The organism is Streptomyces sp. NPDC029466 (assembly GCF_055574515.1).
In genome coordinates, this window is sequence record NZ_JBVHZH010000022.1 from 24,320 (window position 1) to 49,379 (window position 25,060).

Genomic DNA, 25,060 nt, shown 5'->3' on the forward strand with positions numbered 1-25,060 from the left:
GCTGGTCACGGGTGAGATGATCTTGCTGTGGCTGGTGTGATCACGGCGTCGGAGTCGTCCTGGATAGCCCCGTTCACCGGGCTGAGTTCGCGTCAGTTCGGCAAGTTGATCACCGCGCTGCGGCGCGAGGGTGCGGACCCCGTCCGCAAGGGCCGGCCGTGGAGCCTGCCGCTGGAGGACCGGGTTCTGCTGGTTGCTGCGTACTGGCGAACCAACCTGACGCTGCGGCAGCTGGCGCCGCTGTTCGGGGTGTCGAAGTCGGCTGCGGACCGCATCATCGATCACCTCGGTCCGGCCCTCGCGCTCCAGCAGCGCAAACGGTTCCGCAAGGACACCGTGCTGATCGTGGACGGCACCCTGGTTCCCACCCGCGACCACACCATCGCCGAGCAGTCGAAGAACTACCGGTACTCCACCAACCACCAGGTCGTCATCGACGCCGACACCCGGCTCGTCGTCGCGGTCGGCCGGCCACTGCCCGGCAACCGCAACGACTGCAAGGCGTGGGAACTGTCCGGCGCCAAGGACGCCGTCGGGAAGACGATGGTGATCGCGGACGGTGGCTACCGGGGCACCGGCCTGGTCATCCCGCACCGCCGCGAGAAAGGCCAGACCGAACTCCCCGCCTGGAAAGAGGAACACAACACCTCCCACCGCAAGGTCCGCGCCCGCGTCGAGCACGCCTTCGCCCGCATGAAGGGCTGGAAGATCCTGCGCGACTGCCGCCTCAAGGGCAACGGCGTCCAACACGCCATGCTCGGCATCGCCCGCCTGCACAACCTCACCCTCGCCGGATGACGGAGAAACCAGCAGGTCATCCGGCACGACAGAGATCATTTACGGGACAACCCTTAGATCGATTCCTTTTCATGGAAGGACGCGGCGGGCTGTTCAGCAATATGACCCCGCCATATTGGCCGGATTCCAGGGTGGGTGGGTGGTGTGTCGTCCGGCATTGTGCGGCACGGGTGAGGGGATTCCGGCAGGGGCGCACCACGTGGTGCGGGCGGGCCGGCGCGGGATCGTACAGGCAGGGGCGGTGCGGGCGGTGAACCCGGGCATTGGATCTTGGCGCGATTCAGGGCCTGCTTTTCGTCGGCACAAGCCAGCCAAATCAAGACAGTTGGCCAATCGCCGTTGACGTGGGCATGTGACGAAAACTAGTGTCCTGCTTCGGCCCGGAATGGGCCTCATTTATTCGCTGGTCGATTTTGATTTCTTTTTCGTTGGCGTGAGTCTCGCCGGCTGGTCATTCGGCGTTATCGCCCACCATCCGCTGTGGTGCCATACCTCCGTACGGGCGCACCGGCATGCCCATTGCGGGGTCGGATACGTAACGACGAGGAGAATGCATGATCAAGCACACTTCGCCGATCAGTGGAATTGATGCACATGGCGACCTGGTGGTGACCGCCGGCTATGACAACCGGGTAATTCTCTGGAATGCGGTGACCCATACCGCCATCACCGAGGCGCGCCATGACCACCTCGCCAACCAGTGCCGGTTCTCCGCGTCCGGCCGGATCGTGGTGACCTCGAGCAGCGACTATTCCGCCCGTTTATGGTCCGTACCCGATCTGCGTCTCATCACGGTGCTCACGGACCAGAAGGACGACGTGGAGATGACCGTGATCTCCCCCGACGAAACCCGGGTGGCGACGGCCTCCCGCGATCACCTCGCCCGTATCTATGACCTGGACGGCCGGCTGATCCACCGGCTGGAGGGGCATGAGGCGGACGTGCTGTCCGTCGAATGGGTGCGGAACGGCACCGAGTTGGTGACCACCAGCGACGACGGAACGGTCCGCCGCTGGGACGGCGCCGACGGCACCCTGCTGCGCACCATCGACCTCGGGGACGTCGAAACGGACACCGTCGCGGTCCTGGGCGTGGACAGCTTCGCGCTCGGCAACGACGAGGGCGAGCTGATCCTGGTCGACCCGTCCGGTACACGGCGCCACCGGGTGCACGACGCCGGCATCAAGCGGCTCGCGTACGACGCCGAGGGCGGCATCCTGCTCAGCTCCAGCTACGACCGCACCGTACGGCTGTGGCGCCTGGACCAGGGCGGGGACCCGGCGCATCTGCTGACGAGCGAGGTGCCGGCCGACGTCTGGCTGCGCTCCTGCGCCAAGCTGAGCGCCACCCGCTGGGTCTTCGGCACCTTCGGTTCGAGTTACGCGGTCTTCGACCGGGACGGCGGGACCTGGGACCTGAGCGCCGTCGAGCCCACACCGGGACTGAACGCGGTCACGAGCACCCCCGCAGGACGGTTCACGGTGGGCGACAGTGGCACGGTCCGGCGGGACGACGAGGTGGTGGCCGAACTCGGCAGCTGCTGCAACTTCGTCACCGCCGTCGCGGGCACCGTCGTCAGCGGCGGCCAGCTGGGCGCGCTGTACGACGCGACCACCGGCGCCCTGCTGTACCAGCACCGCTCCCCGCTCAACTGCGCTGCCGTTCACAGCACTTCGGAGGGTGAGACGCTGATCGTCGGCACCTACACCGGTGAGGCACTGGTCCTGCGGGATGTGGACGGCACCGGACTGAAGCTGGTCGATGTGCGGCGCATCCAGGACAACGCCGTCAAGGGGGTCGCCGTCCAGGGCGAGGTGCTCTTCAGTGTGTGCGCCACGGGTGCCGCGAGGTGGCACGCCCTGCCGGACCTGAAACTCCTGGCCGCGAAGGAAGCGGCACACGCCCGTATAGCCAATGCCGCGGACGCCCTGCCGGACGGCCGTTTCGTCAGCGTGGGCCGCGATCTGACGCTCCGGATCTGGACCGCCGCCGGTGAGGAACAGGCCGTGGTGACGACGCCGCACCGCAACAGCATCAAGTGCGTCGCGGTCGACCCGCACACCGGACTGATCGCGACGGGCGGCTACCACGGACGGGTCGCCGTCCACGACCCCGCGGCCGGCACCTGGGTGTGCGACGAACGGCCCACGACCGCCGGGATCTCGGCACTGGCCCCGGCCGGCCCACCGGGCCGGTTCCTGGCCTCCTCCTACGACGGCCGGGTCTACGGCATCGAGGCGGCCGCCGCCGTGCCGTCCGCCCGGAACCGGTAGGGCCGCCCGATGACGACATCTGATGAGGCGGTGGTGGTCCGCCTTGCGAGCGCTCCGGTCCCGGTCGGCGCCACCCTGATGCAGCTGACCGTCTTCGGGCAGGTCGGCGCGGACGGCCGGGAGACCGAAGAAGTGGTCACCCTGCGGACCCTCGCCCCACGCAGTGAATCCGCCGCCCCGCCGATCGTGCGCATCCACAGTGCCTGCTTCACCGGCGATGTCCTCGGCTCCGAGAAGTGCGACTGCGGGCCCCAGCTCTCCGCCGCGCTGGCCGCCATCGTCCGCTCGTACAACGGTGTGCTCGTCTATATGCTCCGGCAGGAAGGGCGGGGCATCGGCCTGGCGAACAAGATCCGTGCCTATGCGCTCCAGTCGGTGGGGCACGACACCATCAGCGCCAACCTCGCCCTCGGCTTCCCGGCGGAGAGCCGGGACTTCCGGATGGCCGCCGACTGCCTGCGCCACCTGGGCATCACCCGGGTACGCCTGATGACGAACAACCCGGAGAAGGTCGCCCAGCTCGCCGCCCAGGGGACGGTGGTCGAGGACCGGGTCCCGCTCGGCGGCTTCCGCACCCCGTTCAACGAGGCCTATCTGGAAGTCAAGGACCGGCTGATGGGCCATCTCGACGCGCTGGGCACGGCACAGCAGGTCACCGGGCTGCGGGCGGCTCTCCCGGGGCAGGTGCCGCAGTGACGCCGGACGGTTCCGGGGCCGGCCGGGCCTTCTCCGACGACGAGCGGACCGCGATGCGCCGCGCCGTGACGCTGGCCCGGCGCGGGCTCGGCACGGTGGCACCGAACCCGGTCGTCGGGGCGGTGATCCTCGACCCCCACGGCCGGACGGCGGGGGAGGGGTGGCACCGGAAGGCCGGCGGACCGCACGCCGAGGTCCACGCGCTGCGCGCCGCGGGCCCCCGCGCCGACGGCGGCACCGCCCTGGTCACCCTCGAACCGTGCAGCAGACAGGGCCGCACCGGCCCCTGCACCCAGGCACTGCTCCAGGCCGGCATCCGCCGGGTGATCTACGCCGTGTCCGACCCCACCCTCTCCGGCGAGGGCGCCTCGGCGCTGCGCCGCGCCGGGGCCGAGGTGCGCTCCGGGCTCCTCGCGGAGCAGGCCACGGAGGCCAATCACGCCTGGCTGACCGCGGTGGTCACCCGGCGGCCGCATCTCACTCTCAAACTCGCCACCACCCTCGACGGGCGGATCGCCGCCCGTGACGGATCCAGCCGCTGGATCACCGGTCCGCCCGCCCGCCGCGACACCCACCGGCTGCGGGCCCGGGTCGACGCGATCGCCGTCGGCAGCGGCACCGTCCTGGCCGACGACCCCGCCCTCACCGCACGCACCGCCGCCGGCCGCCCGTGTGCCCGGCAGCCGGTCCGGGTGGTCTTCGACCGCCGGCTGCGCACTCCCGCCCGCTCCCGGCTCGCCTCCGACGGCGCGGCCCCCACCTGGATCCTCACCACCCGCCCGGCGGCGGACCACGCCCTCGGGTCGGCCGAACCGGTCACCATCGGCCCGGGCTCGCGCTATCTCACCGAGGCCCTGCACACGCTGTACGACCGCGGCATCCGGTCGCTGCTCGTCGAGGGCGGAGCCACGCTGGCCGGTGCCCTCCTCGGCGAGGGGCTGGTGGACCGGGTCATCTGGTACAGCGCCCCCCGACTGCTCGGCCAGGACGGCGCCCCCGCGGTCCGCGGCCTCGAAGTCCCTTCCTGCGCCGGGGCCCCGGGCTTCCGCGTCCTCGGCGTGCGCCGGGTCGGCGAGGACGTACGCACCGTACTGGAGCCGGATCCCGTCCGCAGGAAGTAGGAGCGACATGTCCCACATCGTGCACAGGAACCTGGTCGACGCCGATATCAACGCCCTCACCGACCGGGCGGCGATGGGGCTGCCCGAAGGCTATGTGGAACCGCGGGCCGAGCGCCTGGCGGACTTCCCGCGCCTGGCCGGCCGCCCGGCCGAGCAACTCGCCGCCCTGGTGGAGGATCCGTCCCTCTCCCTCGAACGGCGCCTGGCCGCGGGCACCGCACTGGCGCTGACGGGCGACCCGCGGACCCGCTGGGACGCCCCGGTCATGCTGCCCGTCCCCGCGGGCCGGGCGCTCATCGGCACACCCGAGAGCGCGGTCGACGCCCTGCACGCCGACTCCGCCCGGTTCGGTGTGCAGCGGTCCTGGGTGGCGAAGGAGTGCCCCCGGCACACGGTCGGGATCGCGGCCTTCCATCTCGCCAAGTACCCGGTCACCAACGAGGAGTTCGCGGTCTTCCTCAAGGACACCGGCCATGCCGAACTGCCGAGCAACTGGAACTACGGACGCTACGACCCCGCCACCGCCAATCACCCCGTCTACACGGTCACCGCGGAGGCCGCCGACTGGTACGCGGACTGGCTGAGCCGGCGGACCGGCCGCCGCTTCCGGCTGCCCACCGAGCAGGAGTGGGAGTACGCAGCGGGCGGGCCGGACGGGCTGCGGCACCCCTGGGGTGACACCTGGGACGCCACCGCGGCCAACACGCTGGAGACGGGCCTGCTCATGAGCAGCCCGGTCGGTGCGTTCCCCGGCGGCCGGTCGTGGTGCGGGGCCCTGGACCTGGCCGGCAACGTCGAGGAGTACACCAGCAGCACCTACGAGCCCTACCCGGGAGGGGAAGTGGTGCGCGACGACCTGTATCTGCGGCTCGGTGCCTACCGCATCGCCCGGGGCGGGGCCTTCAACCGGTTCCGGGACCTCGCCCGGTGCCAGCGCCGGCACGGACCCTATCCGCGCTCGCTGTACGCGATGGGGTTCCGGCTGGCCGAGGACGTCCCGATGACCGAGGAGGGCTGACAAGCGGTGCGTATCCTCCATGTCCACTGGACCGGATCACCGGTCACCGGCGGCGTAGAGACCCATCTGCGGGCGGTCGTCGGCCAGCTCGGCGCCCTGCCGTGCGAGGTCCGGGCCGTCGTCGGCACCTTGCGGTCACCGGACTGCGACTACGACCCGGCCCTCGACATCGAGGTCCCCTTCGACCCGGACGGTGCCGCCGCGCTCATCGAGCGGTGTCTGCGCGCGGACGTCGTGCACTGGCACAACCCGCAATGGCACAAACCCGAGGTCGTGACCGCCCTCGTGGCGCGGCTGCGGGACCGCCACTGGCCCGGCCGCTTCGTCTTCGATCTGCACAACATCGACGAACGGCCCGAGCGGTGGGAGTTCCTCGCCGCGCTCCCCGGCCCGCTCGTCGTGCACTCCGACTTCGTGGCCGGCGAGGTCCGGCGCCGACTGCCCGCGGCCGAGGTCAGCACGCTGCCCCTGGCGCTGCCGCTGTGCGAAGCCCCCTTCCGGCTCCCCGGCGGAGCGGGCGGCACCACCGTGCTGCAACCCAGCCGGATGACCCGGTGGAAGGGCTCCCACCTGAGCCTGGAGGCGTCCCTGACCCTGCTGGACGAAGGCGCCGATCTGCACTTCGTGCACGCGGGAACCCAGCACCTCATCTGGCCGCCCGGCATCCCCGACGCCCTGCTGGAACGGGCCGGGGTCTGGCAGGAGAAGGGGCGGGTGCACTTCACCCACTACCGGCCCGAGCAGAGCTGGGCCGCGATCCGCGCGAGCGATGTCATCATCCACCCGACCATCGACCGCGGCGCCCACGGTGAGCCGTTCTCGCTGTCCGTCGCCCAGGCCGTCATCTGCGGCCGCCGCATCATCGCCAGCGACTCGGGCAACCTACCGCTGCTGCTGGCCGATTACTCGGCCGCCACCCTCGTCCCCGCCGGCGATGTCCGGGCCCTGACCGAGGCGCTCCGGGAAGCGGTGGACCGGCCGGCCGTCGCACCGACCACCGCTGACCGCGCCCTGGCCCAGCACCTCCGGGACGGCTTCGCCACCGCCGGCCGGCACCACCTGGCCTTCTACCGGACCCTGGCCGGCCCCACCTGACGGACCGGTCGCCCACACCCCGTCCGGCGCCATGACCCGCCGACCCACCGCACCTTCCCCGCCCGACCCACCAGGGAGCCCCGCATGCCCACCCCCATCATCCTGGACTGCGACCCCGGCCACGACGACGCGATGGCCATCCTGCTCGCCGTCGGCGACCCCCGCGTGGAGCTGAAGGCCGTCACCACCAGTGCGGGCAACCAGACCGTGGCGAAGACCGCGCTCAACGCGCGGCGGATGTGCGCCCTCGCCGGGGCCTTTGACGTCCCCGTCGCCGCCGGATATCCCAAGCCGCTCACCGGCATGCTGCTGATCGGCGACGATGTGCACGGCGAAACCGGCCTGGACGGCTGGGACTTCCCCGAACCCGAGGTGCCGCTGCACTCCGCGCACGCCGTGGACCTGATCCACCACGTCCTGTCCGACAGTCCCGAACCCGTCACCCTGGTGGTCACCGGGCCGCAGACGAATATCGCCGGACTCCTCGCCCTGCACCCGGAGGACAAGGCGAAGATCAAGGAGATCGTCTGCATGGGAGGGGCCACCCACCGCGGCAACACCCTGCCCTACTCCGAGTACAACATCCTGGTCGACCCCGAGGCCGCCCACGAGGTACTCGCCACCGGCGTCCCCCTCACCTACTGCGGCCTCAACGTCACCCACCAGGCCCCGGTCACCCGCGAGGTGCTGGACCGGATCCTCGATGTCGGCACCCACATCAGCGAGGTCTCCGCGGCCCTCCTCGCCTTCCGTTCCCGCACCTACGACCAGATCTGGGATCTGCCGGACGCGCCGCTGCACGACCCCGTCGCCATCGCCCGGGTGCTCGACCCGAGCCTGGTGGACTGCGTCGAGGCCCCCGTCTCGATCGAACTGCGTGGCGAGTTCACCCGTGGCGCGACCGTCATCGACCTCTACGGTGTGACGGGGAGAGCCCCCAATGCCCTGGTGGCGACGCATCTGGACACCGAGCGGTTCTGGGACGTGTTCCTGAAGGCGCTCGCCGCCCTGGGCTGATCCGTTGACCTACGGAGGCTGACCGACCGTGCCCGCTTCTCCCGTACCGACTCCGGGTGCCCGCTTACTCACGGCACTGGCCGGGGCGCAGCTGCTGGTGGCGCTCGACTTCTCCATCATCTACGTCGCGCTCCCCGACATCGGCGGAAGCCTGCACTTCTCCGCGGTCGCGCTCCAGTGGATCGTCAGCGCCTACGCCATCTTCTTCGCCGGATTCCTGCTGCTGGGCGGGCAGTTGGCCGATGTCTTCGGACCCGGCCGGGTCTTCCTCACCGCCCAGCTGCTGTTCGCCGCGTCCTCGGTCGGTGCCGCGCTTTCGTCGTCCGCCGCCCCCCTGATCGCGGCGCGCGTCGGGCAGGGGGTGGCGGCCGCCCTGCTGGTGCCGGCGACGCTGGGGCTGCTCAGCTCCGCCTATCCGTCGGGGCCGGAACGGGACCGGGCGGTGAGCGTGTGGGGCACCACGGGCGCGGTCGGACTCGCCCTCGGTGTCACGGCCGGGGGAGGCATCCTCGAAGTGGCCTCCTGGCAGTGGATCTTCTGGATCAACCTCCCCATCGTGGCGGTCTGTCTGCTCGCCGCCGGACGGGCGGTCCGCTCCACCACCCGTACGGAGCGGGCCCCGCTCGCCACCGCCGCCACCCTCTCCGCCTGTGCCGCGGTCGTCGCCGTCGTGCTGGCCTGCACCGAACTCTCCCGCGCCCACCCCTCCCTGCCCGTCGTCGTCGCCGCGCTGGTGGTGGCGGTGCCGGCCGGCGGTGTCCTCGTCCGCAGCCGGCGCCGGCCGCTGGTGCCCCGCGCCCTGCTGGGCGTACGGGCTCTCCAAGTGGCCTGCCTGGTAGCGGCGTTGTACATGGCGAGCTTCGGCGCCGAGTTCTACCTCGTCACGCTGTACCTCCAGGACGTACGGGGCTACAGCGCGCTCGCCGCGGGCATGGCCTTCCTGCCGCTGGCCGGGACCATCGTGGTGGGCAACACGGTCGCCGGACGACTGGCGGGCCGCCTGCCGCTGGGGCGGCTGCTGTCCCTGGCCTACCTCACCGGAGCGGCCGGACTGGTGGTGCTCGCGCTGGCCGTCGGCACCCGCGGCGGATACCCGACGGGCATCCTGCCGGGGCTGCTGCTCAGCGGCTTCGGCCAGGGCATGGCGTTCACCGGAATGTTCATCACGGGCACCCGCGACCTCCCGCCGGAGAGCAACGGCACCGGGAGCGCCCTGGTCACCACGGCGCAGTACCTCGGCGGCTCCCTCGGCCTGGCGCTGCTGGTCCTCCTCCACGGGGAGCATCCGGTGGCCGGGGACTTCGTGTGGACCTTCTGCGCCACCGCGGTCATCGCCGCGGCCGCCGCCCCGGCCGCGCTCCTCCGCCTGCCGCGCACCGGGCCCACGCCCGCCCCCGTCCCCTCGCACGACCCCTCTTTCGAGCCACGGACCGGAGGTCATCGATGAACACCGCCCGCTTGTTCGACAGGCCAGGACTCCCGCCGGACGCCCGGCGTACGGTGGACGACTTCGAGAAGGAACACGACACCTACTTCAGCCACTTGGTCCACTTCGGCCCGGAACTGCTGGACGCGCTGCACACCCCGGGACCCCTGCCGGAGAACATTGACGTCGCCTCCGCCGTCCGTCCCGGCGTGACCGAGCGGATGGCCACCGTCACGGCCGTCGCCAACCTCCCCCACCAGCAGGACGCCGACCGCACCCGCTACCTCCAGGCGCTGCTCGACATCTACGGCATGCTGCCGGTCCCGCCCGCCCAGCGCGCCTCCGCATGGGGAACGACCGTCATAGCGCCGGAACGCGAGGGCCGCATCCTGGCCGAACGACTCGGTGTCATGCCCCAGCGCCAGGGCTGGACGCCCCAGGCCAAGCGGATGCCGGTGGGCGGTGGACTGCTCGTCGGGGTGGACGAATGGCTGCCCTCGCAGGCCGACCGGCTGGTGATCATCGACGGTGTGGTGGCCAGCGGGGTGACCCTCATGGCCCTCATGCAGCTGACGGTCCGGCCCGGTGCCGACGTCGAGATCTTCACCTGCCACTCCACCCAGCAGGGCGCACTCGCCCTGGCGCGCTACGCCGAGCAGCTCCAGGTGTCGCTGACCCTCCACGTCGGACAGGTGTCGGGCGCGCTGAACGGGAAGTTCTACGCCGTGCGGCCGGACGCCCCCGAGCAGCTCGTGCTGGGCGATGTCGGGGACACCATCAGCCCGGTGGCGCCCGCCTCCCCGCCCCGGGGGACCCCGGCGTGACCACGCCGGAAAGCCCGGGGCGTGGCCCGGAACTGCTCCGGCGCCACTCCACGGCCGGGCCCGGAGCCGTCGACCGCTACTTCTCCCTGAGCGCGCGCGGCTCGACCTGGCGCCGCGAGATCGTGGCCGGGATATCGACGTTCCTGGCGCTCTCCTACATCGTGGTCGTCAACCCGGCCGTGCTCGCCCAGGGAGGTATCCCGCATACCGCCGCCTTCTTCGCGACGGCGGCGGTCGGCGGCCTCGCCACCATGGCCATGGGGCTGTGGGCCCGGCTCCCGTTCGCGGTGGCACCGGGCATGGAGATGAACGCGATGGTGGCCTTCTCCGTGGTCGGCACCCTCGCCTACACCTGGCCCCAGGCGCTGGGCATGGTGTTCTGGTCCGGAGTGGCGATGCTGGCGGTGTCGCTGCTGCGGCTGCGCGCGGCGGTGATCAACGCCATCCCGCCGGAGCTGCGTTCGGCCCTCGCCGCCGCGGTCGGCGCGTTCATCGGCCTGGTGGGGTTGCAGATCGCGCACCTGGTCCGCACCTCCGACGGGCGGCTGTCCGGCCTGGGCGACTGGACGGGGCCACCCGCCGTGGCGCTGTACCTCGGCCTCGCGGTCGCCCTGGTCCTGGACCGGCTCGGCGCGCGGGCCGCGGCCGTCCTGGGCGGCATCGCGGCCGCCGCGCTGTACTGCGCCGTCGCGGGCCTGCGCGCCGGCGCGGTCCACGACGGCGTCCACGGAAGCGGCGCGGCGCTCTTCCGCTTCGACCTCACCGTCCTCACCGATCCCCGGGCGTGGAGCGTCATTCTGGTGCTGTTCGCCCTCGACTTCTTCGGCAGCATCGCGAAAGTGGTGGGTCTCTCGGCGCACACCCCGTTGCAGGACGACCAGGGGCGGGTACCGGGGATGCGTGAGGCGCTGCTGGTCGACGCCGGGGCCACGGTCGCCGGGTCCGCCGTGGGATCGTCCAGCTTCGTGGCGTTCGTGGAGAGCGCGGTCGGGATCCGGGCCGGTGCCCGGACCGGGATCGCGGCGGTGGTCACCGGACTGCTTCTGTTCTCCTGTCTGTTCCTCGGCCCGGTCCTGGTCCATGTCCCGGTGGAGGCCACCACGGGCGCCCTGGTCTTCGTGGCGGTCAAGATGCTGACCGCCCGCAGGCCGGGCGGCACCGACCGCCTGGGCGTGGCCGTCACGGTGACCGCCGTGGCCGTCACCGTCGCCACCCTCGCGATCGACCAGGCGATGGCCGCGGCCTTCGTGGTGAGCGTGGCCGCGAGCGTCCTCGGCCGCCGGCGGCCGCATCCCGCGCTATGGGTGACGACGTTATTGCTCATGGCCGGCGTCGTTCTGCAATACCTCCACCGCTGAACGGCGCGTCCGTAACCCCCTCCAAGGAGCCCGCCACATGCCCCACGACGACGACAATCACATCCCCCTGCTCGCCGATGCCGTCCGGCAGCCCGACGGCACCCCCGAACGGCTGCGCCACCAGATCGAGTTCATCATCGAGGCCGACCGGCTCAAGAACGTCTTCCGGCGCAGTCCGCTGCTGAGCGCGGACCGCAGGGAGAACGACGCCGAGCACTCGTGGCACCTCGCGCTGATGACCCTGGTGCTCACGGAGTACGCGGACGAACCCGTCGACACCAGCAAGGTGCTTGCCCTGGTCGTCGTGCACGACCTGGTGGAGATCTACGCCGGAGACACCTTCCTGTACGACACCGCGGCCGCCGCGGACCAGGAGGAAAGGGAACAGCGGGCGGCGGACAAGCTCTTCGCGCTGCTGCCCGATGACCAGCGGGAGCAATTCCGGGCCCTGTGGGACGAGTTCGAGGCCCGGGTCACCCCTGAGGCACGTTTCGCCAAGGCTATGGACCGGCTCCAGCCACTGCTGCTCAACTACGGCAACCGCGGCGGGACCTGGCGCACCCCGGGTGTCACGGAGGACGACGTACTCGCCCGCAAGTCCGTGATCAAGGACGCCTCCGCGGACCTCTGGCGCTACGCCCAGGACCTGATCCACACCGGCGCCGCCAACGGCTGGGTCCCCCGCGCCGACTCCCGTTCCTGACGCTCAACGGTGCGCGCGGCCGGGACGGGCCCGGCGGCCGTATCGCCTCAGCGTCCGTACGTCCGATGACACAGCCGCAGCAGATCGCCCCGGACCCGGCCGGCCGCCATCCGGCACACCACACCGGGATCGATCGTCGAGCGGGGCCGCGGCGGCCGCCGGTGCGCGCGCGGCGCCGCCGCATGATGCCGCGTCCTCGGCGCCGTGCGGACCGGCACCGGACGCGGCCTCGACGCCACCGAGCGAGCGGGCCGCGGCACCGGCCGTCCCGCGGGCCGCCGTTCCGCGCGGTGACCCGGCGCGGCGTGCCCTGGCGCGACGTGCCGCGGGGCGGCCTGCCCCTTCCGTGAGGCCGTGGGCCGCTTCGCCTTCCGTCGTGCGGACGCCACGTCCACCAGCCGCTCCCGCGCCGACTCCTGGGTGGGCAGCACCAGCGGCGAGGGCCGGGCCGGAGCGACCGTGCGTCCGCCCGACGCGGGGCCGGGGTCGTGCGGGGAGCCGTCGGCGGGAAGGGACACACAGCCGCCGACCGCGAGGAGAACGGCCGTCGCTGCGACGAGGCGAAGGAGGAGAGGGCGCACGCCTTCACGGTGTCGGAGGCCCGTGAGCTGTCCAAACGACGCGCCGGGCGGCCACGCGGACGAAGGACACATACGAACTCCCGTGGCAGTCCCGAGCCGACGCGGACGGCGCGCACAGGAGGAGGGGGCCCGCCCAGCCCTCGACGACGGGGTCGCTCACATGGGCAGCGACCGCAGCCGCACCCGTCCCACCGGCCACCTCGCCCCCTCGCGCAGCGGCACCCACATGGTGCGCAGCGGCATGATCGCCGTGGTGTCCTCGGGCTGCTCGACCTCCACCTCCTCATGGAGCTGCTGCCAGCCGAACCGCTCGTACAGGGGCAGGAGATGCGGCATACAGAAGAGGAGGCCGTACTCCGGTCCCCTCGTGCGGGCGTGCTCCAGGGCGGCGGTCATGATGATCCGCACCAGGCCCTGTCCTCGCAGGTCGGGCGCGACGATCACCCCGCCGACGCCGACCGCCCGGGTGTCCACGGCGCCGATGGACAGCGGAACCGTCACCAGACCGGTGTGCGCCACGAGACGGCCGTCCCGTTCGATGCCGAAGTGCTCCTCCTTGGCCCTCCAGGTCAGCCCGGTCCAGGAGACCCCGAAGGCGTCCTCGCCGTCCCCGGCGATGTCGCTCAGTTCCGTCCGCGTGAACCGCGTCAGCCGGACCACGGCCGGCGAAGCGGAAGGCAGGTTCGCTGTCATTCCTCGATCTTGCTGCCCTCACCGGCCGTTGGCAATGCTGCACCTGCGCCACCGGCCACTGCCCGGCCGTCCCGCATGCACGCCCCTCCTGAGCACCGCACCACCCACGCCCTGGGGCGTGGCACCTACAGCCCGAGGTCCGGGCCGAACACCTCGTAGTGGATCGCCGCGGACGGTACGCCGGAGTCCAGCAGTTGGGCCCGTACCGCCTTCATGAACGGCACCGGCCCGCACAGATACGCGGTGGTCCCGGCCGGAATGGCGACCCGCGTCAGATCCATCAGCCCGGTGTGCACGCTCACCGCGTCCACCGCGCCGCCTGTCTCCCGCCCCACACCCTCCTCCTCGATCCCGGCCCCCTCCTCGTACCAGAGTTCCGCCGTCGCGTCGGCGAGCTTGCCGGTGAGCCGGCGCAGATCCGTACGGAACGGGTGCGTGGCGGGGGAGCGGTCGGCGTGCGCGGTGATGATCCGGCGCCGGGAGCCGGTGGCGGCGAGATGCGCGAGCATGCCGACCATCGGGGTACAGCCGATGCCCGCAGAGGCGAAGAGCAGGGGTCCGTCGCCGTCGTCGGACAGCACCACATCGCCGAACGGCGGGCTCACGTACAAGGTCTCCCCGCCGTGCACCTGCGTGTGCAGATACCCCGACACCTCGCCCGCAGGGGCGCCGGACGAACCGTCCGCCGCCACCCGCTTCACCGAGATCTGCAGCCCGCCGTCCGGCTGCCCGGACAGGCTGTACTGACGTATCTGCCGTGCGCCGTCCGGGAGTTGGACCTGTACGGAGACGTACTGGCCGGGCCGGGACGCCGGTACGGGCGCGCCGTCGGCGGGCCGCAGGAGGAAGGTGGCCACCTCGTCGGTCTCCTGCACCCGGCCGGCCACCCGGTAGGGGCGCCACCCCGCGCCGTCCCGCACACCCGCCTCCCGCACGAGCCGCTTCTCAACGGCGATCAGGGCATGGGCCATCAGCCAGTACACCTCGTCCCAGGCCCGGACCACATCGTCGGTCACCGCCTCACCCAGCACCTCGGCGATGGCCGCGAAGAGGTGCTCCCGCACGACCGGGTACTGGTCCTCGCGCACCCCGAGGGAGGCGTGTTTGTGCGCGATCCGCGCGAGCAGGGCGTCCGGCCGGCGGTCCGGGTGGTCGAGGAGATGGCGCGCGAAGGTGGCGATGGACCCGGCGAGCGCCTGCCGCTGACTGCCGTTGGCCTGGTTGCCGCGGTTGAAGAGGTCGCGCAACAACTCGGGGTGGGCGGCGAAGAGCTTCTCGTAGAAGAGCGTGGTGATCTCGTCGAGGGCTCCGCTCACGGCGGGGAGCGTGGCACGTACGGTCTCGGCGGACTTCGGCGACAGCATCGGTAACTCCGGACTCTCGAAGGCGGGGGAGAAGTAAACTCGCATCTTGGATGCGTATTTTCAGTCGTGAAAAGCGGGGCGTGCGGCGCGAGTTGACCTGAGGGGGCTTCCTGAGGTGGGGCCCGGTCGGCCGTGCGGTGCGGTCAGTCCTTGGGTGGCGCGGGCGTCAGACTGAGCAGTAGCGGGCCGGTCGGCGATTCGACCAGGTCGGCGACGGAGAGCGGGTCGAGCGAGGCGTAGAACGCTTCCTGCGCCGCCCGCAGCGCACCACGCAGCCGGCAGTCGCCACGCAGCGGACACGGCGGATCGTCCTCGCACCCCACGACGTCATCGGTCCCCTCCAGCTCACGCACCAGCCGCCCGAGCGACCCCGTACGCCCCGCCGTCGTCAGCGCCAGCCCGCCACCTCGTCCGCGCCGCGCTTCGACGGCACCGAGATGCTGGAGCTTGCTGACCACCTTGGCGGCATGGGTGTACGGCACCTGGACGGCACTCGCCACCTCCCGGGTGGTGGGCGCGTCGCCGCTGTCCCCGAGCACCGCCAGACGCATGGCGATGCGGAGAGCGATGTCGGTGCTTTTGGTGAGTCGCACGGTGGCACTCTATAGAAGTGGTATCCAGGATGCCAATTAGGGGGGTGTTCGGCCACGCTCCCCCCCCCCGCGCCGCTCAGCGCCCGCCGGCCGCCTGTTGCTGGAGGTAGGCGGCGACATCGGCCACGTCGTTGGCGATGGTCAGGACGCCGGTGATGTCGGCGGTGGGGGTGGCGGCGCCGTTCACTCCGGCGAAGAAGACGTCGAAGTGGCCCTTACGGGTCTCCAGGTAGCCGGCCGTGGTTTCGGCGCCCACGGCCAGTCGGTCGTTGAGGAGGTCGCCGCCCGCCGCGGTGCCGGTCTTGGCGAAGACCTTGCCCCGTGAGGGGCAGCTGCGGCAGGAATCCGCCAGCGTGCCGTCGACGCCGAGGATCGGCAGCGAGGTGCGGAAGCGCCGCGCCTCGGGGGTGCGCTGCCAGTACGTCAGGATCTGCGCCATGGCGCGCGGGGTGGTGCGGTCGGCGGGGTTGCCGCCGCGGCCGTCGGCGAGTTGTACGGCCTTGCGGTCCACCTGGGCACGCTTCAGGAACGTGGCGAGGACGGGGAAACCGTCGTCGCAGTTGGTGCTTCCCGTGCTGGTGGCCATCAGGCAGATCCCCAGGTTCGCCCCGAGGTTGTGGCTCACCTTGAGGATGAGCTTGGCGTACTGGGCGTACACGGGGGAGGTGTAGCGGGCCACGGTGGGGGCGCCCTGATAGGAGCGCGGCAGCCGGCGGGCGGGGTTGGGGCCGACGGCCTTCGCGCGGACCTCGACGCCGACCCGCTGTAGTGCCTCGATCAGTGCGGTGCGGCCGAAGGCGTTCGGGTCCTTGACGGCGGACACCCGGAGGACGGGGGCCGAGTCGGCGGCGATGGTGCCGGACAGCTGGATGCGGGTGCCGTCGGGGGAGCTGGTCACGTTGATGTCGGAGGGCTTGCCTGCCGCGACCGTGCGGACGGAGGACGTGACGTGGTACGGCGCGACCTTCGGACGCCACTCCAGCCCGGCGGGGGTGCCGACCTGGGAGCCGGGGGTGGTGAGCAGGTCGATGACGTTGTCATTGATGATCAGCGGGGTGGGGACCGGATCGAGGCCGGGGTCCGGCTTGAACAGCCGTGCGTCGATGACCACATCGCCGTCGACCCGGCGGATCCCCGCCTGCCGTACCTGCCGGGCCAGCTGGTCGATACCGGCCAGCGGGTTCTCCGGGGTGAGGGTGGCTCCCGGGACGTCGTTGGCGTAGGTGTGGTCGATGCTGGTGAACGCGACCGTGCCGTCCTTGCGTGTTCTGCCGCCGAGGGTCAGATCGCCCTGCGCCACCAGGTCCAGATCGCCCTTCAGCGTCGCGTTCCGGCGCTGTCCGACGGCGTGGATTGGCGTGACGAAGCGGTGGTCGCCGCCCAGCGTGTGCCAGGTCCCGCTGACGCTGAACAGCTTGGCCGCCGAACCGGGGATGAAGAACTGGTCGGCGTAGCGGGAGTGGGTCACCTTGCCGGTCCGCGGGTCCTGTTGGAACAGGCCCCACTGGGCGTGCCGGTAGTCCGGCTTCCGCATGACCGCGGTGATCCGCGGATCGAGCGCGCGGGGTGTGGCGGACGGCGCCGCCTGGACCAGACCGGTGATGACGACGCCGACGGCCAGCAGCACACACAGGGTGCCGAAGACACGACGCCGGGACGACCGCGTGGGGACGGAGGGGGACATACAGACTCCACCAATGGTGTTGTTCTGCCGCATATCTGCCGATATGCCCGCCCTGACACTACTGCCCACCACCGCCGCGAGGCCGCAGCACGTCGGCCGGGATCCCCCGGACGCCCCAGCGCCTGGGGCCGGACGGCAGAGGCGGGAGGCCGTCGGCACCGCGTCCCACGGCCCACGGCGGCGGGGACGGCGGCGGCGCGCGCACGGGGAGTGCCGCGGTGCGGGCAGGGCTGTGGTGCGGGCAGGGCCGTGGTGGTGCTGGTGCCACCCCGCGAACGGGCACCAGGGTGATCGACCGCGGACCGGCGGGACGCCGAGGATTCTTGCCGTGGCAGCGCACTCCGCGCGCCGACGGGAGGACCGATGTCCGCGTTCAGAAAACTACGGTGGCCGAAAGCCGCGCTGTCGGGAATGGCCGCCGCCGCATTGCTGACGGCGGCGCTGCCCACCGCGCCACCGGCCCGCGCGGCGGACCGGTCCGGGCCGCCGGTACCGGCCCGCTACGCCCACCAGCAGCTCAACTGGCAGCCCTGCGCGGGGAAACCGTCGCTGGAGTGCGCGCGTATGACCGTGCCGCGCGACTGGCATCACCCGGACACCGGGGCCGACCTCACCCTCGCGGTGTCCCGGCACCGCGCGAGCGACCCCGGCCGGCGGCGCGGGGTCCTGATGATGGCGGCGGGCGGCCCGGGGGCCTCGGGGCTGACCCGGCCCGCGGACTTCGCCGAACGCTCGCCCGCCGTGGCCGCCGCGTACGACGTGGTCGGCTTTGACCAGCGCGGGGTCGGCGGCAGCGCACCCGCGCGGTGCCAGACCGACGCCGAGTTCCAGGACTTCTACGCCCACGACTTCCGTGACCGTTCGCCCGCGGCGCTGCGCGGCGTCCTCGACCGCTCCCGGCGGCTCGTCGCCGGCTGTCTGCGGCGCAGCGGCGATCTGGTGCCCTGGCTGACCACCGAGCAGGCGGTGCGCGACATGGATCTGTTCCGTGCCCTGCTCGGCGTACGCAAGATCTCCTATTACGGGCCTTCCTACGCGACCTGGCTCGGGGCCTACTACGCGACGGAGTTCCCCCAGCGCGTCGAGCGCGCCGTATTGGACAGCAACCTGGACTTCAGCGGCACCTGGCAGAACGCCGAAGCAGGCCAGCCGAGAAGTTTCCAGCGCCGCTTCGAGCAGGACTTCCTGCCCTGGATCGCCCGGTACGACGCCACGTACCACTACGGGCGCACCGCGGCCGAGGCGAAAGCGCGGTGGGAGGCACGCCGCCGCGCCCTGCACGACCACCCGCTGACCGTCGGTTCCCTGACGATCGGGCCCAACCAGCTCGACAACGCCACCCTTCAGAACATCTACAACGCACAGCGGCAGTTCCCGCAACTGGCCTCCGCGCTCAGCGCCCTCGACCACTGGCCGACCGCCACACCGGCCGAGCGCACCCTCGTCAAAGAGCTCTTCGGGAGCTATCTGTCCCCGGGTTTCGCCGCCACCTTCTTCTCGGTGACCTGCAACGACACTCCGTGGCGCGGTGATCTCGGCTACTGGATCCGGCGCAGCGCAGCGGACACCGCGACCCATCCGCTCGCCGGGGCACGCGAACTCGCCTATGCGGCGACCTGTATGGCCTGGCCGGTCCCCGCCGCACCCCGCGTATGGGTCACCGGAAAGGGCCTGCCGACCACGCTGATGCTCAACTCGGAGCACGATCCCGCCACGTACTACGAGGGCGCGCTCGCGGCACACCGTGCGCTGCGCGGTTCGCGGCTGGTCACCGTGAGGGGCGGCGGCGATCACGGCCAGTATCAGAACGGCAATGCCTGCGTCGACGGCCTCGTGAACGCCTATCTCCTCGACGGAGCCGCTCCGGAGCACGATGTGACCTGCGCGGCCGGCCCGCTGCCGGTGCCGTCGGGACGCGGATAGCGGAGAGCCGGCACAGTGGCCCGGGCCGGTGCCGGGCGAGTCCGGCGGCTTCCCCGGCTGACGTGGCCCGGCGCCGAATCAGGCCCGGCGCACGAGGAGTTCGGTGTTGCGGTCCGCCGGGGTGCCCGCCAGTCCTTCGTGGACCGGGCCGGTCATACCGGCGAGACCGGGTGCGTTGTAGGACAGCTCGCGGTAGAGGGACGCGAGTCCGACGGCCGACAGGTCGTCGAAGTCCGTGTGGTGCGGTGCGGCGGACTCGATGAGGGTGGTGAACAGGGACAGCGTCCCGTCGTGGTTGTCGACGAGTTCGATGACCCGGGCGTGTTGCGGATAGTCCAGATGTGAGGCGGTGTTGACCTCCCAGAAGGAACGGGCGGCCGTCGGGTGGGCGTGCGGCGTGATGCGATTGACGTGGCTGTGGCCGTTGATCCACGCCACCACGTTCGGGAACCGGCTCAGCAGCGCGATGACCTCCTCGCCGTCGTGCCGCCGCTCCTCCGCGCGCGCCGCGTCGGGCCGTCGGGTCATGCTCGGGCTGTGATGGTGGCTGAACACCAGGATGTGCGCGTCCTCGGCACCGGCATTGCGCACCAGCCTTCCGTCCGCGTCGTAATGACGGGCGCTGTGGGCGGCCAATGTCCGCTCCAGCCACTGGAGTTGCTCGGTGCCCAGGGACCCCTCGTAGTGACCGCTGCGGTAGGTGGTGTCGATGCTGATGCCGACGACACCCTCCGCGACGGGGAAGGAGTAGTACATCCGGTCGCCGTCGAGGTGGTTGTCGGTGTAGCCGTGTCCGACGGGTCCCGCGCCCGCGAAGGCCGGGTCCAGGTGGGCCCGCAGATAGTCGTGCGGGGTGGCCATACGCCGGCGCTCGTCGGGGGTCACGGTCCGTGCCCGGCGGGCGTTGCGGGCGAGGATGTCCTTGAGCACCGTGCTCTTGGGGTCGTCGCCGGAATCCAGCACCCTCTTGAACGCGGCGACATCGGTGTCAGGTACGGAGAACAGCTTGCGAGACCCGGTGATGTACTCCGTCAGCATCGGGTCCTGCGGAGCCAGACAGCCGCCCGGCAGATCGTCGTGGTTGCCGGGCGTCGAGTACCACGGCATCCGCAGACCGGGGCTGGTGACCGGGCGCATCGCGGCTTCGAGGTAGCCGGGTATCCGCGGCAGACCCCGCCTCTTGTCCTGGTCGCGCAGACCGTCGTCCGGATGCCAGTACAGGGGGAGACCGGAGTTCTGTACGCCTTCGAAGGACGCCGGGTCTCCGGTGTTGGGGGTGATGCGGCCGCCGCTCATGAGGGTGAGGAACCACTCCAGCTCGACCATGGAGTGGTTGTCGATGTTGTCGCCCGTGGACATCACGAACGCCGGCGGACGGCCCGTGTGCGGTCCGCCGCCGAGCGCGTTGGCCTGCTCCACCAGCGAGACCGAACCGGCGACCGACAGCGCCTCCTGCGCCCGCCACGCCCCCGGCGACCCGGCGCGCAGGAACTCGCTGCGCAACGGGCTCTGGACATCGACCACATGGAGGTCGGTGAACTGGACGAAGCATGCCAGGGGGGTGCGCCGGTCCTGGCGTCCGGTCGACGCGGCGGCGAGTTCACCCCGGACGACCAGCGGCCAGCCCGGGCCGGAGGTGAGGCGGCGGTAGCCGCTACTGCCGGTGAGGCGCGCCGCGGTGTCCAGCGTCGTGGCGCCGTACGGTGCCGCGCGGCGTACGGCCGGGCGGGCGGGCGCGGTGCGGGGGAGCGGCCGCGCGGGTCCGGCGCCCGGTGCCGCGCTGCTGCTGCGCTGGCCCGGCAGCGCCCAGGCGGCGGCGGTTCCGGCGACGGCGGCACCGGAAGTGAGGAGGAAGTGACGACGGTTGGTGGGGATCTGGGTCATACCGGCCATGCGGCCCTCCGTGCCGTGGCGGGGAGGCCCGACCACAGCGGTGTCACCAATCGGAATGTCTCATTCCAGAGCTTGGGCAGTGCGCGTGACCGGTAGCTGAACGAACCCGGAACGCGGTACACCCATTGCCTGTCGGTTATCGTCCGCCGCTCGCCCGGCCGTGCCGGCCGGGACGCCCCGCTGCGAAGCCGCCACATGGCGCCGCGATGTCCGGTAGATCTGTCGAAGGCAAACCGCAGGGAAACCTGCCGCCCGCCGACGGCCACGGCGACGCGGGGTCAGGTCTCCCGTCCCGCACCGTCCCCCGTTCCCCACGGCAGGAGAGCCCATGCCCAGCAGCCCCGCCCCGATCCACATCACGTCCTACGGCGCCCGCTGGGGTGCCCCGCCCCGGCATGAAACCGGCGCCCTCGTACTGGACGTCCGGGACCGGATGTGGGACCCGGCCGACACGGCGACCACCGCGCCGCTGGTCGTGCTGACGGGGCTGGACCCCGAGGTCCGCGACTATGTGCTGTCCGCCCCGGACGCCCGGCAGACCGTCGAGCACACCGGCCGTCAGCTGCTCGCTCTCCACCAGTCAGCCGCCGACGAGGCGGTGCACCTCTACGTCGCCTGCTGGTACGGCCGCCACCGGGCCCCGGCCGTCGCCCGTGCCGTCGCCGACTGGCTCGCCGAGCGCGGAACGGCCGCCGACGTCGAACACCGCGACATCGCCCGCCCCTTGATCCACCGCGAACCCGCGAAGCAACTGGAGGCCTGCGCCTTCTGCCGGATGGCCGCCGGCACGGACCCCGCCCCGCTCGTCCGTGACTGGCCGGATGCCTTCGCGATCGTGCCCCGCCGCCCGGTCACCCCCGGCCACCTCCTGGTCATTCCCCGCCGCCATGTCCGGGACGCGACGACCGACCCCGCCGTGACCGCCGCGGTGATGCAGCGCGCCGCGGAGCTCGGCGGGGAACTCGCGGAGGACCTGAACCTCATCACCGCGGCCGGCCCCGCGGCGACCCAGACGGTCTTCCACGCCCATGTCCATCTGATCCCCCGACGCCACAGCGACGGCCTGCCACTGCCCTGGACCCCACAGCGTCAGTGAGTCCCGCCCCCGTTGCCTTGTCCAGTACGGGCCCAGGGGCGTTCGGTAGCGCCACCACCGCACTAGAGTGAAGCGGTGACCCCGTTATCGGAAAACCTGCCGCCGCGGATCAGCGAAGAAGAGCGCGACACGGCCGTACAGCGCCTCCAGGACGCGTACACCCAAGGGCACCTCTCGCACGAGGAGATGGACGCCCGCCTCCACCAGGCGCTTACCGCCAAGACGCCCGATGAACTCGTGGGGGCTCTGGCCTCGCTCCCCGAGGAGGAGGCCGGGACCACGGCCACGATCGCCGCCGCCGGTGGACGCATCCGGCGGGGCGGCGCATGGCGGGTACCTCGCACGCTCAAGGTCGCGTCCGCGTTCGGCAAGGTGTACCTGGACCTGTCCCGGGCGGTGATCGAGCATCCGGTGGTCGACATCGAGCTGCAACTCGGCACCGGCAGAGCCAGGATCACGGTGCCTCGCGACGCGACGGTCGAGGTCGAGGCTCTGCAGGCCGGCTGGAAGGACCCGCTCTACAAGATCCGGCGGCGCCCCCGTACCGGCGGACCGACGATCCGGATCTCCGGAACCATGGGGTTCGGACGGTTGAAGATCCGCCACGCGCGGCGCTGAGGTCCCCGCCGGCACCAGTCCGTCCCTCCCGCATGAAGCCGACGAGCCAACGAGCCGACCCCGCACCTCCGCCGGATCATCACTCCCACGGCACCCCTCCGCCCGCGACCCCGGCCGAGCGGCGGCCTGCGTCGGTCGAGGCCGGGCGGTGGCCCAGGTTGAGGGCGGTGGCGAGGTCGACGGTCCGGTCGAGAGCGGCGTCGATGTGGGCGTGGAGCAGGGGGCCGCCGCCGGTGAAGCCGGTGGTGCCGAGGGCCGCGTTGAGCTGGGCGGCGGCCGCCGCGGACACCGTGATCCCGGTGTCCATACGCAACGCCGCGGCATGGGTGTCGATGGCGGAGGCGATGGCGGGGCGGGTGAAGGTGCCCACGGTCATGCTCGGGCCGCGGTTCAGCCGGGCGCGGAGGGTGCCCTGGCCGAGGTCGACGGTGAAGCCGGTGACCTCGACGGTCTTCTTGGTCGTGCGGTTGACCAGCGCGATCCCGGCATCGGCGAGCCGCAACTCGCCGCCGACCTTGCCGCCGCTGTTGGTGACCGCACCGCCCTTGATGCCCAGGCTGATGCCGCCGGAGTCGTGGTGCGGAGTGACGGTGCCCCGGGTGTCCACGTCCGCGAGCGCCACACCCCGTGCCTTGAGCGCGGCAAGAAGGGCGGGCGGCGTGGCGAAGCGGGCCGAGCCGCCCTTGACGGGGACCTCGGTGTGGCCGGCGGGCCGGGCCGGGGCGGGCCGGCTGCCCGGCGGCAGGGTGGTGGCGGAGGGCTGTGCCGGGGCCGGGGTGGCGGCGAGAAGAGCGGTGGTGAGCGCCAGAGCGGCGGCTGTGACGAGATGGCGAGTGCGCATGTGTGTCCCTTTCTCCGTGCGAACGGGTGCCGGAAGCGGATGCCGGGAGACCGTCGCCGACGGCCGGCCGCGGGGCATCCGTACCGTGATCATCTGGTCACTTTAAGTGGGCGTCTGTGGGGTGCCCGGTAGCCCGGTCCGGGACTGGGCCAGCTGCCTGACATCCGGCGCTTCGCGGACGCTCGCCGGGACGCGGGTCGGCGGCGGTGGCTGGCGGCCCCGGAGGCCCGTACGAACGGCCGTCGCGGTCCGCTTCGCCTCGCTGCCCTACCGTAGGGCGCCATGAAGGCTCTGATCATCGGTGGCAGCGGGTTCCTGGGGACGGCGCTGGTGCGCCAGGCGACGGCTGCCGGCTGGGGCGCGGCCGCGACGTACTGTTCCCGCCCCGGCAGCCTCCCCGGAGTCCCGTGGCATCAGCTCGACCTCCGTGCCCCGGGGCACCTCGATGAGGTCCTGGCCGCGTCCGACCCCGATGTGGTCATCAACGCGACGAGCGGGGGGAGCGACTGGGCGGTCACCGCCGACGGCTCGATCCGGGTGGCGATGGCCGCGGCACAGCGTGGTTGCCGACTCGTCCAGGTCTCCAGCGACGCCGTGTTCTCCGGTTCCCCCACTCCCTACGACGAGACCTGTCTGCCCGACCCGGTCACCCCGTATGGCGCGGCAAAGGCCGCCGCCGAGACCGCTGTACGGCTCCTGGCGCCGGCCGCCGCGGTCGTCCGCACCTCATTGATCATCGGGCACCGCGGCTCCGAGCACGAACGCCTGGTCCATGCCCTGGCGGCCGGCACCCATGACGGCGTCCTGTTCACCGACGACATCCGCTGCCCGGTGCAGGTCGACGACCTGGCCTCCGCTTTGTGGGAACTCGCGGTGTCCGGCGGGGCCGGGGTCTTCCACCTTGCCGGGGCGGACGCCGTCAGCCGTCATGAACTCGGCGTTCTCATCGCCCGACGCGACGGACTCGACGCCGGCCGGCTGGCTGCCGGGCGCCGCGCCGATACCCGTATGCCCGGGGCCCTCGATGTCCGCCTCGACAGCAGCGCCACACAGGGGCGCGTCCGCACCCGGCTGCGGGGAGCCCGGGAGTTCCTCCAAGTGCGGTGAGCGGAACCGTTGTTGCCGGTCGGCGGCCGAGGGGCTCGATCCGCCCTCGGGTATGGCCACCTGAGCCTACCGCCGGTAACTTGTCCCCGGCCTGCCGGTGGTGCCCTGCCGCGCGGCCGCTTGTCGGACGAAGCCGGCGAGCACGCCCGATGAAGCAGGCGATGACGTGCAGCCGTTCTTGCGTTCCGTGTGCCGTGCCCTGGCCATGTGCCTCGTGCTGACGGGGCTCGCCGTCCCCGGGGCGGGGGGGGGGGGGGGGGGTGTGGGTGGGGGGGGGGGGGGGGTTGGCAGGGCTCGGTGTGGTTTCGTTTGCTGGTGTGCCTGCGTTGCCCCTAGCC

The 25,060-nt window shown here is 71.9% G+C and carries 21 protein-coding genes; 15 read left to right on the top strand and 6 right to left on the bottom strand.

The genetic code is table 11. The features are described from left to right. The first annotated feature begins 27 nt into the window (after positions 1-27). From ACZ4XD_RS18320 to ACZ4XD_RS18370, 11 genes are all read left to right on the top strand, one after another. A complete protein-coding gene (locus ACZ4XD_RS18320; RefSeq protein ID WP_468043238.1) occupies positions 28-798 on the top strand; it encodes a transposase in 771 nt (256 codons plus the stop codon). A 554-nt stretch (positions 799-1,352) separates the two neighbouring features. Continuing rightward, positions 1,353-3,071: a WD40 repeat domain-containing protein gene (locus tag ACZ4XD_RS18325; protein WP_468043240.1), complete on the top strand. Its 1,719-nt coding sequence runs from the start codon at positions 1,353-1,355 to the stop codon at positions 3,069-3,071. Positions 3,072-3,080: 9 nt separating this feature from the next. Further along, entirely contained in the window at positions 3,081-3,767 is a 687-nt protein-coding gene (ribA, locus tag ACZ4XD_RS18330) for a GTP cyclohydrolase II RibA (RefSeq protein WP_248001527.1), read from the top strand. Between the two features lie 53 nt (positions 3,768-3,820). Then, positions 3,821-4,888: a bifunctional diaminohydroxyphosphoribosylaminopyrimidine deaminase/5-amino-6-(5-phosphoribosylamino)uracil reductase RibD gene (ribD, locus tag ACZ4XD_RS18335; protein ID WP_468043394.1), complete on the top strand. Its 1,068-nt coding sequence runs from the start codon at positions 3,821-3,823 to the stop codon at positions 4,886-4,888. 7 nt (positions 4,889-4,895) lie between these two features. Beyond that, positions 4,896-5,906 (top strand): formylglycine-generating enzyme family protein, encoded by a 1,011-nt coding sequence (locus ACZ4XD_RS18340; protein WP_468043243.1) that lies wholly within the window; start codon positions 4,896-4,898, stop codon positions 5,904-5,906. A gap of 6 nt (positions 5,907-5,912) precedes the next feature. Next, entirely contained in the window at positions 5,913-7,001 is a 1,089-nt protein-coding gene (locus tag ACZ4XD_RS18345; protein WP_468043245.1) for a glycosyltransferase family 4 protein, read from the top strand. Between the two features lie 84 nt (positions 7,002-7,085). Further along, positions 7,086-8,018 (top strand): nucleoside hydrolase, encoded by a 933-nt coding sequence (locus ACZ4XD_RS18350; protein WP_468043247.1) that lies wholly within the window; start codon positions 7,086-7,088, stop codon positions 8,016-8,018. Positions 8,019-8,046: 28 nt separating this feature from the next. Continuing rightward, positions 8,047-9,465 carry an MFS transporter gene (locus ACZ4XD_RS18355; RefSeq protein ID WP_468043249.1) on the top strand — a complete coding sequence of 473 codons (1,419 nt, stop codon included), beginning with the start codon at positions 8,047-8,049 and terminating at the stop codon, positions 9,463-9,465. Beyond that, a complete protein-coding gene (locus ACZ4XD_RS18360; protein WP_468043251.1) occupies positions 9,462-10,268 on the top strand; it encodes a hypothetical protein in 807 nt (268 codons plus the stop codon). The genes ACZ4XD_RS18355 and ACZ4XD_RS18360 overlap by 4 nt, the downstream gene beginning before the upstream one ends. Next, entirely contained in the window at positions 10,265-11,626 is a 1,362-nt protein-coding gene (locus tag ACZ4XD_RS18365) for an NCS2 family permease (protein ID WP_468043253.1), read from the top strand. Before ACZ4XD_RS18360 ends, ACZ4XD_RS18365 begins: the two co-directional genes overlap by 4 nt. A gap of 37 nt (positions 11,627-11,663) precedes the next feature. Then, positions 11,664-12,329 (top strand): HD domain-containing protein, encoded by a 666-nt coding sequence (locus tag ACZ4XD_RS18370; protein ID WP_468043255.1) that lies wholly within the window; start codon positions 11,664-11,666, stop codon positions 12,327-12,329. A gap of 737 nt (positions 12,330-13,066) precedes the next feature. On the opposite strand, the gene ACZ4XD_RS18375 is transcribed toward ACZ4XD_RS18370, so the two are convergent. The 4 genes from ACZ4XD_RS18375 to dacB all read right to left on the bottom strand — a co-directional run bounded on the left by ACZ4XD_RS18375 (position 13,067) and on the right by dacB (position 17,244). After that, complete coding sequence (locus tag ACZ4XD_RS18375) at positions 13,067-13,603, bottom strand: GNAT family N-acetyltransferase (protein ID WP_468043257.1); 537 nt, start codon at positions 13,601-13,603, stop codon at positions 13,067-13,069. Positions 13,604-13,728: 125 nt separating this feature from the next. Then, positions 13,729-14,967: a globin domain-containing protein gene (locus ACZ4XD_RS18380; protein ID WP_468043396.1), complete on the bottom strand. Its 1,239-nt coding sequence runs from the start codon at positions 14,965-14,967 to the stop codon at positions 13,729-13,731. 143 nt (positions 14,968-15,110) lie between these two features. Next, positions 15,111-15,560, bottom strand: coding sequence for an RrF2 family transcriptional regulator (locus tag ACZ4XD_RS18385; RefSeq protein ID WP_468043259.1), 450 nt, complete (start codon positions 15,558-15,560; stop codon positions 15,111-15,113). 76 nt (positions 15,561-15,636) lie between these two features. Beyond that, positions 15,637-17,244: a D-alanyl-D-alanine carboxypeptidase/D-alanyl-D-alanine endopeptidase gene (dacB, locus tag ACZ4XD_RS18390; protein ID WP_468043261.1), complete on the bottom strand. Its 1,608-nt coding sequence runs from the start codon at positions 17,242-17,244 to the stop codon at positions 15,637-15,639. A 363-nt stretch (positions 17,245-17,607) separates the two neighbouring features. On the opposite strand from dacB, the gene ACZ4XD_RS18395 reads away from it, so the two are divergent. Beyond that, complete coding sequence (locus tag ACZ4XD_RS18395; protein WP_468043263.1) at positions 17,608-19,167, top strand: alpha/beta hydrolase; 1,560 nt, start codon at positions 17,608-17,610, stop codon at positions 19,165-19,167. A 78-nt stretch (positions 19,168-19,245) separates the two neighbouring features. On the opposite strand, the gene ACZ4XD_RS18400 is transcribed toward ACZ4XD_RS18395, so the two are convergent. After that, positions 19,246-21,060, bottom strand: a complete 1,815-nt coding sequence (locus tag ACZ4XD_RS18400; protein WP_468043265.1) for a TIGR03767 family metallophosphoesterase — start codon at positions 21,058-21,060, stop codon at positions 19,246-19,248. Between the two features lie 328 nt (positions 21,061-21,388). Here ACZ4XD_RS18400 and ACZ4XD_RS18405 point away from each other — a divergent pair, with 328 nt between their 5' ends. Together ACZ4XD_RS18405 and ACZ4XD_RS18410 are read left to right on the top strand one after the other, a co-directional pair. Further along, positions 21,389-22,156 (top strand): RapZ C-terminal domain-containing protein, encoded by a 768-nt coding sequence (locus tag ACZ4XD_RS18405; RefSeq protein WP_468043267.1) that lies wholly within the window; start codon positions 21,389-21,391, stop codon positions 22,154-22,156. Positions 22,157-22,231: 75 nt separating this feature from the next. Continuing rightward, the gene (locus ACZ4XD_RS18410; RefSeq protein WP_468043269.1) at positions 22,232-22,774 is read left to right on the top strand and encodes a DUF1707 SHOCT-like domain-containing protein; all 543 of its coding nucleotides are present in this window, start codon (positions 22,232-22,234) and stop codon (positions 22,772-22,774) included. 79 nt (positions 22,775-22,853) lie between these two features. On the opposite strand, the gene ACZ4XD_RS18415 is transcribed toward ACZ4XD_RS18410, so the two are convergent. Beyond that, positions 22,854-23,615, bottom strand: a complete 762-nt coding sequence (locus ACZ4XD_RS18415; protein ID WP_468043271.1) for a hypothetical protein — start codon at positions 23,613-23,615, stop codon at positions 22,854-22,856. A 282-nt stretch (positions 23,616-23,897) separates the two neighbouring features. On the opposite strand from ACZ4XD_RS18415, the gene ACZ4XD_RS18420 reads away from it, so the two are divergent. Further along, positions 23,898-24,722: an SDR family oxidoreductase gene (locus tag ACZ4XD_RS18420; protein WP_468043273.1), complete on the top strand. Its 825-nt coding sequence runs from the start codon at positions 23,898-23,900 to the stop codon at positions 24,720-24,722. Positions 24,723-25,060 lie beyond the last annotated feature (338 nt).

What these genes read in the sequence shown, in the direction of transcription:
- ACZ4XD_RS18370 (WP_468043255.1), top strand. Translation starts at nt 11,664, where the DNA reads ATGCCCCACGACGACGACAATCACATCCCCCTGCTCGCCGATGCCGTC.
- dacB (WP_468043261.1), bottom strand. Translation starts at nt 17,244, where the DNA reads ATGTCCCCCTCCGTCCCCACGCGGTCGTCCCGGCGTCGTGTCTTCGGC.
- ACZ4XD_RS18350 (WP_468043247.1), top strand. Translation starts at nt 7,086, where the DNA reads ATGCCCACCCCCATCATCCTGGACTGCGACCCCGGCCACGACGACGCG.
- ACZ4XD_RS18375 (WP_468043257.1), bottom strand. Translation starts at nt 13,603, where the DNA reads ATGACAGCGAACCTGCCTTCCGCTTCGCCGGCCGTGGTCCGGCTGACG.
- ACZ4XD_RS18325 (WP_468043240.1), top strand. Translation starts at nt 1,353, where the DNA reads ATGATCAAGCACACTTCGCCGATCAGTGGAATTGATGCACATGGCGAC.
- ACZ4XD_RS18395 (WP_468043263.1), top strand. Translation starts at nt 17,608, where the DNA reads ATGTCCGCGTTCAGAAAACTACGGTGGCCGAAAGCCGCGCTGTCGGGA.
- ACZ4XD_RS18415 (WP_468043271.1), bottom strand. Translation starts at nt 23,615, where the DNA reads ATGCGCACTCGCCATCTCGTCACAGCCGCCGCTCTGGCGCTCACCACC.
- ACZ4XD_RS18405 (WP_468043267.1), top strand. Translation starts at nt 21,389, where the DNA reads ATGCCCAGCAGCCCCGCCCCGATCCACATCACGTCCTACGGCGCCCGC.
- ACZ4XD_RS18400 (WP_468043265.1), bottom strand. Translation starts at nt 21,060, where the DNA reads ATGGCCGGTATGACCCAGATCCCCACCAACCGTCGTCACTTCCTCCTC.
- ACZ4XD_RS18420 (WP_468043273.1), top strand. Translation starts at nt 23,898, where the DNA reads ATGAAGGCTCTGATCATCGGTGGCAGCGGGTTCCTGGGGACGGCGCTG.
- ACZ4XD_RS18360 (WP_468043251.1), top strand. Translation starts at nt 9,462, where the DNA reads ATGAACACCGCCCGCTTGTTCGACAGGCCAGGACTCCCGCCGGACGCC.
- ACZ4XD_RS18340 (WP_468043243.1), top strand. Translation starts at nt 4,896, where the DNA reads ATGTCCCACATCGTGCACAGGAACCTGGTCGACGCCGATATCAACGCC.
- ribD (WP_468043394.1), top strand. Translation starts at nt 3,821, where the DNA reads ATGCGCCGCGCCGTGACGCTGGCCCGGCGCGGGCTCGGCACGGTGGCA.
- ACZ4XD_RS18380 (WP_468043396.1), bottom strand. Translation starts at nt 14,967, where the DNA reads ATGCTGTCGCCGAAGTCCGCCGAGACCGTACGTGCCACGCTCCCCGCC.
- ribA (WP_248001527.1), top strand. Translation starts at nt 3,081, where the DNA reads ATGACGACATCTGATGAGGCGGTGGTGGTCCGCCTTGCGAGCGCTCCG.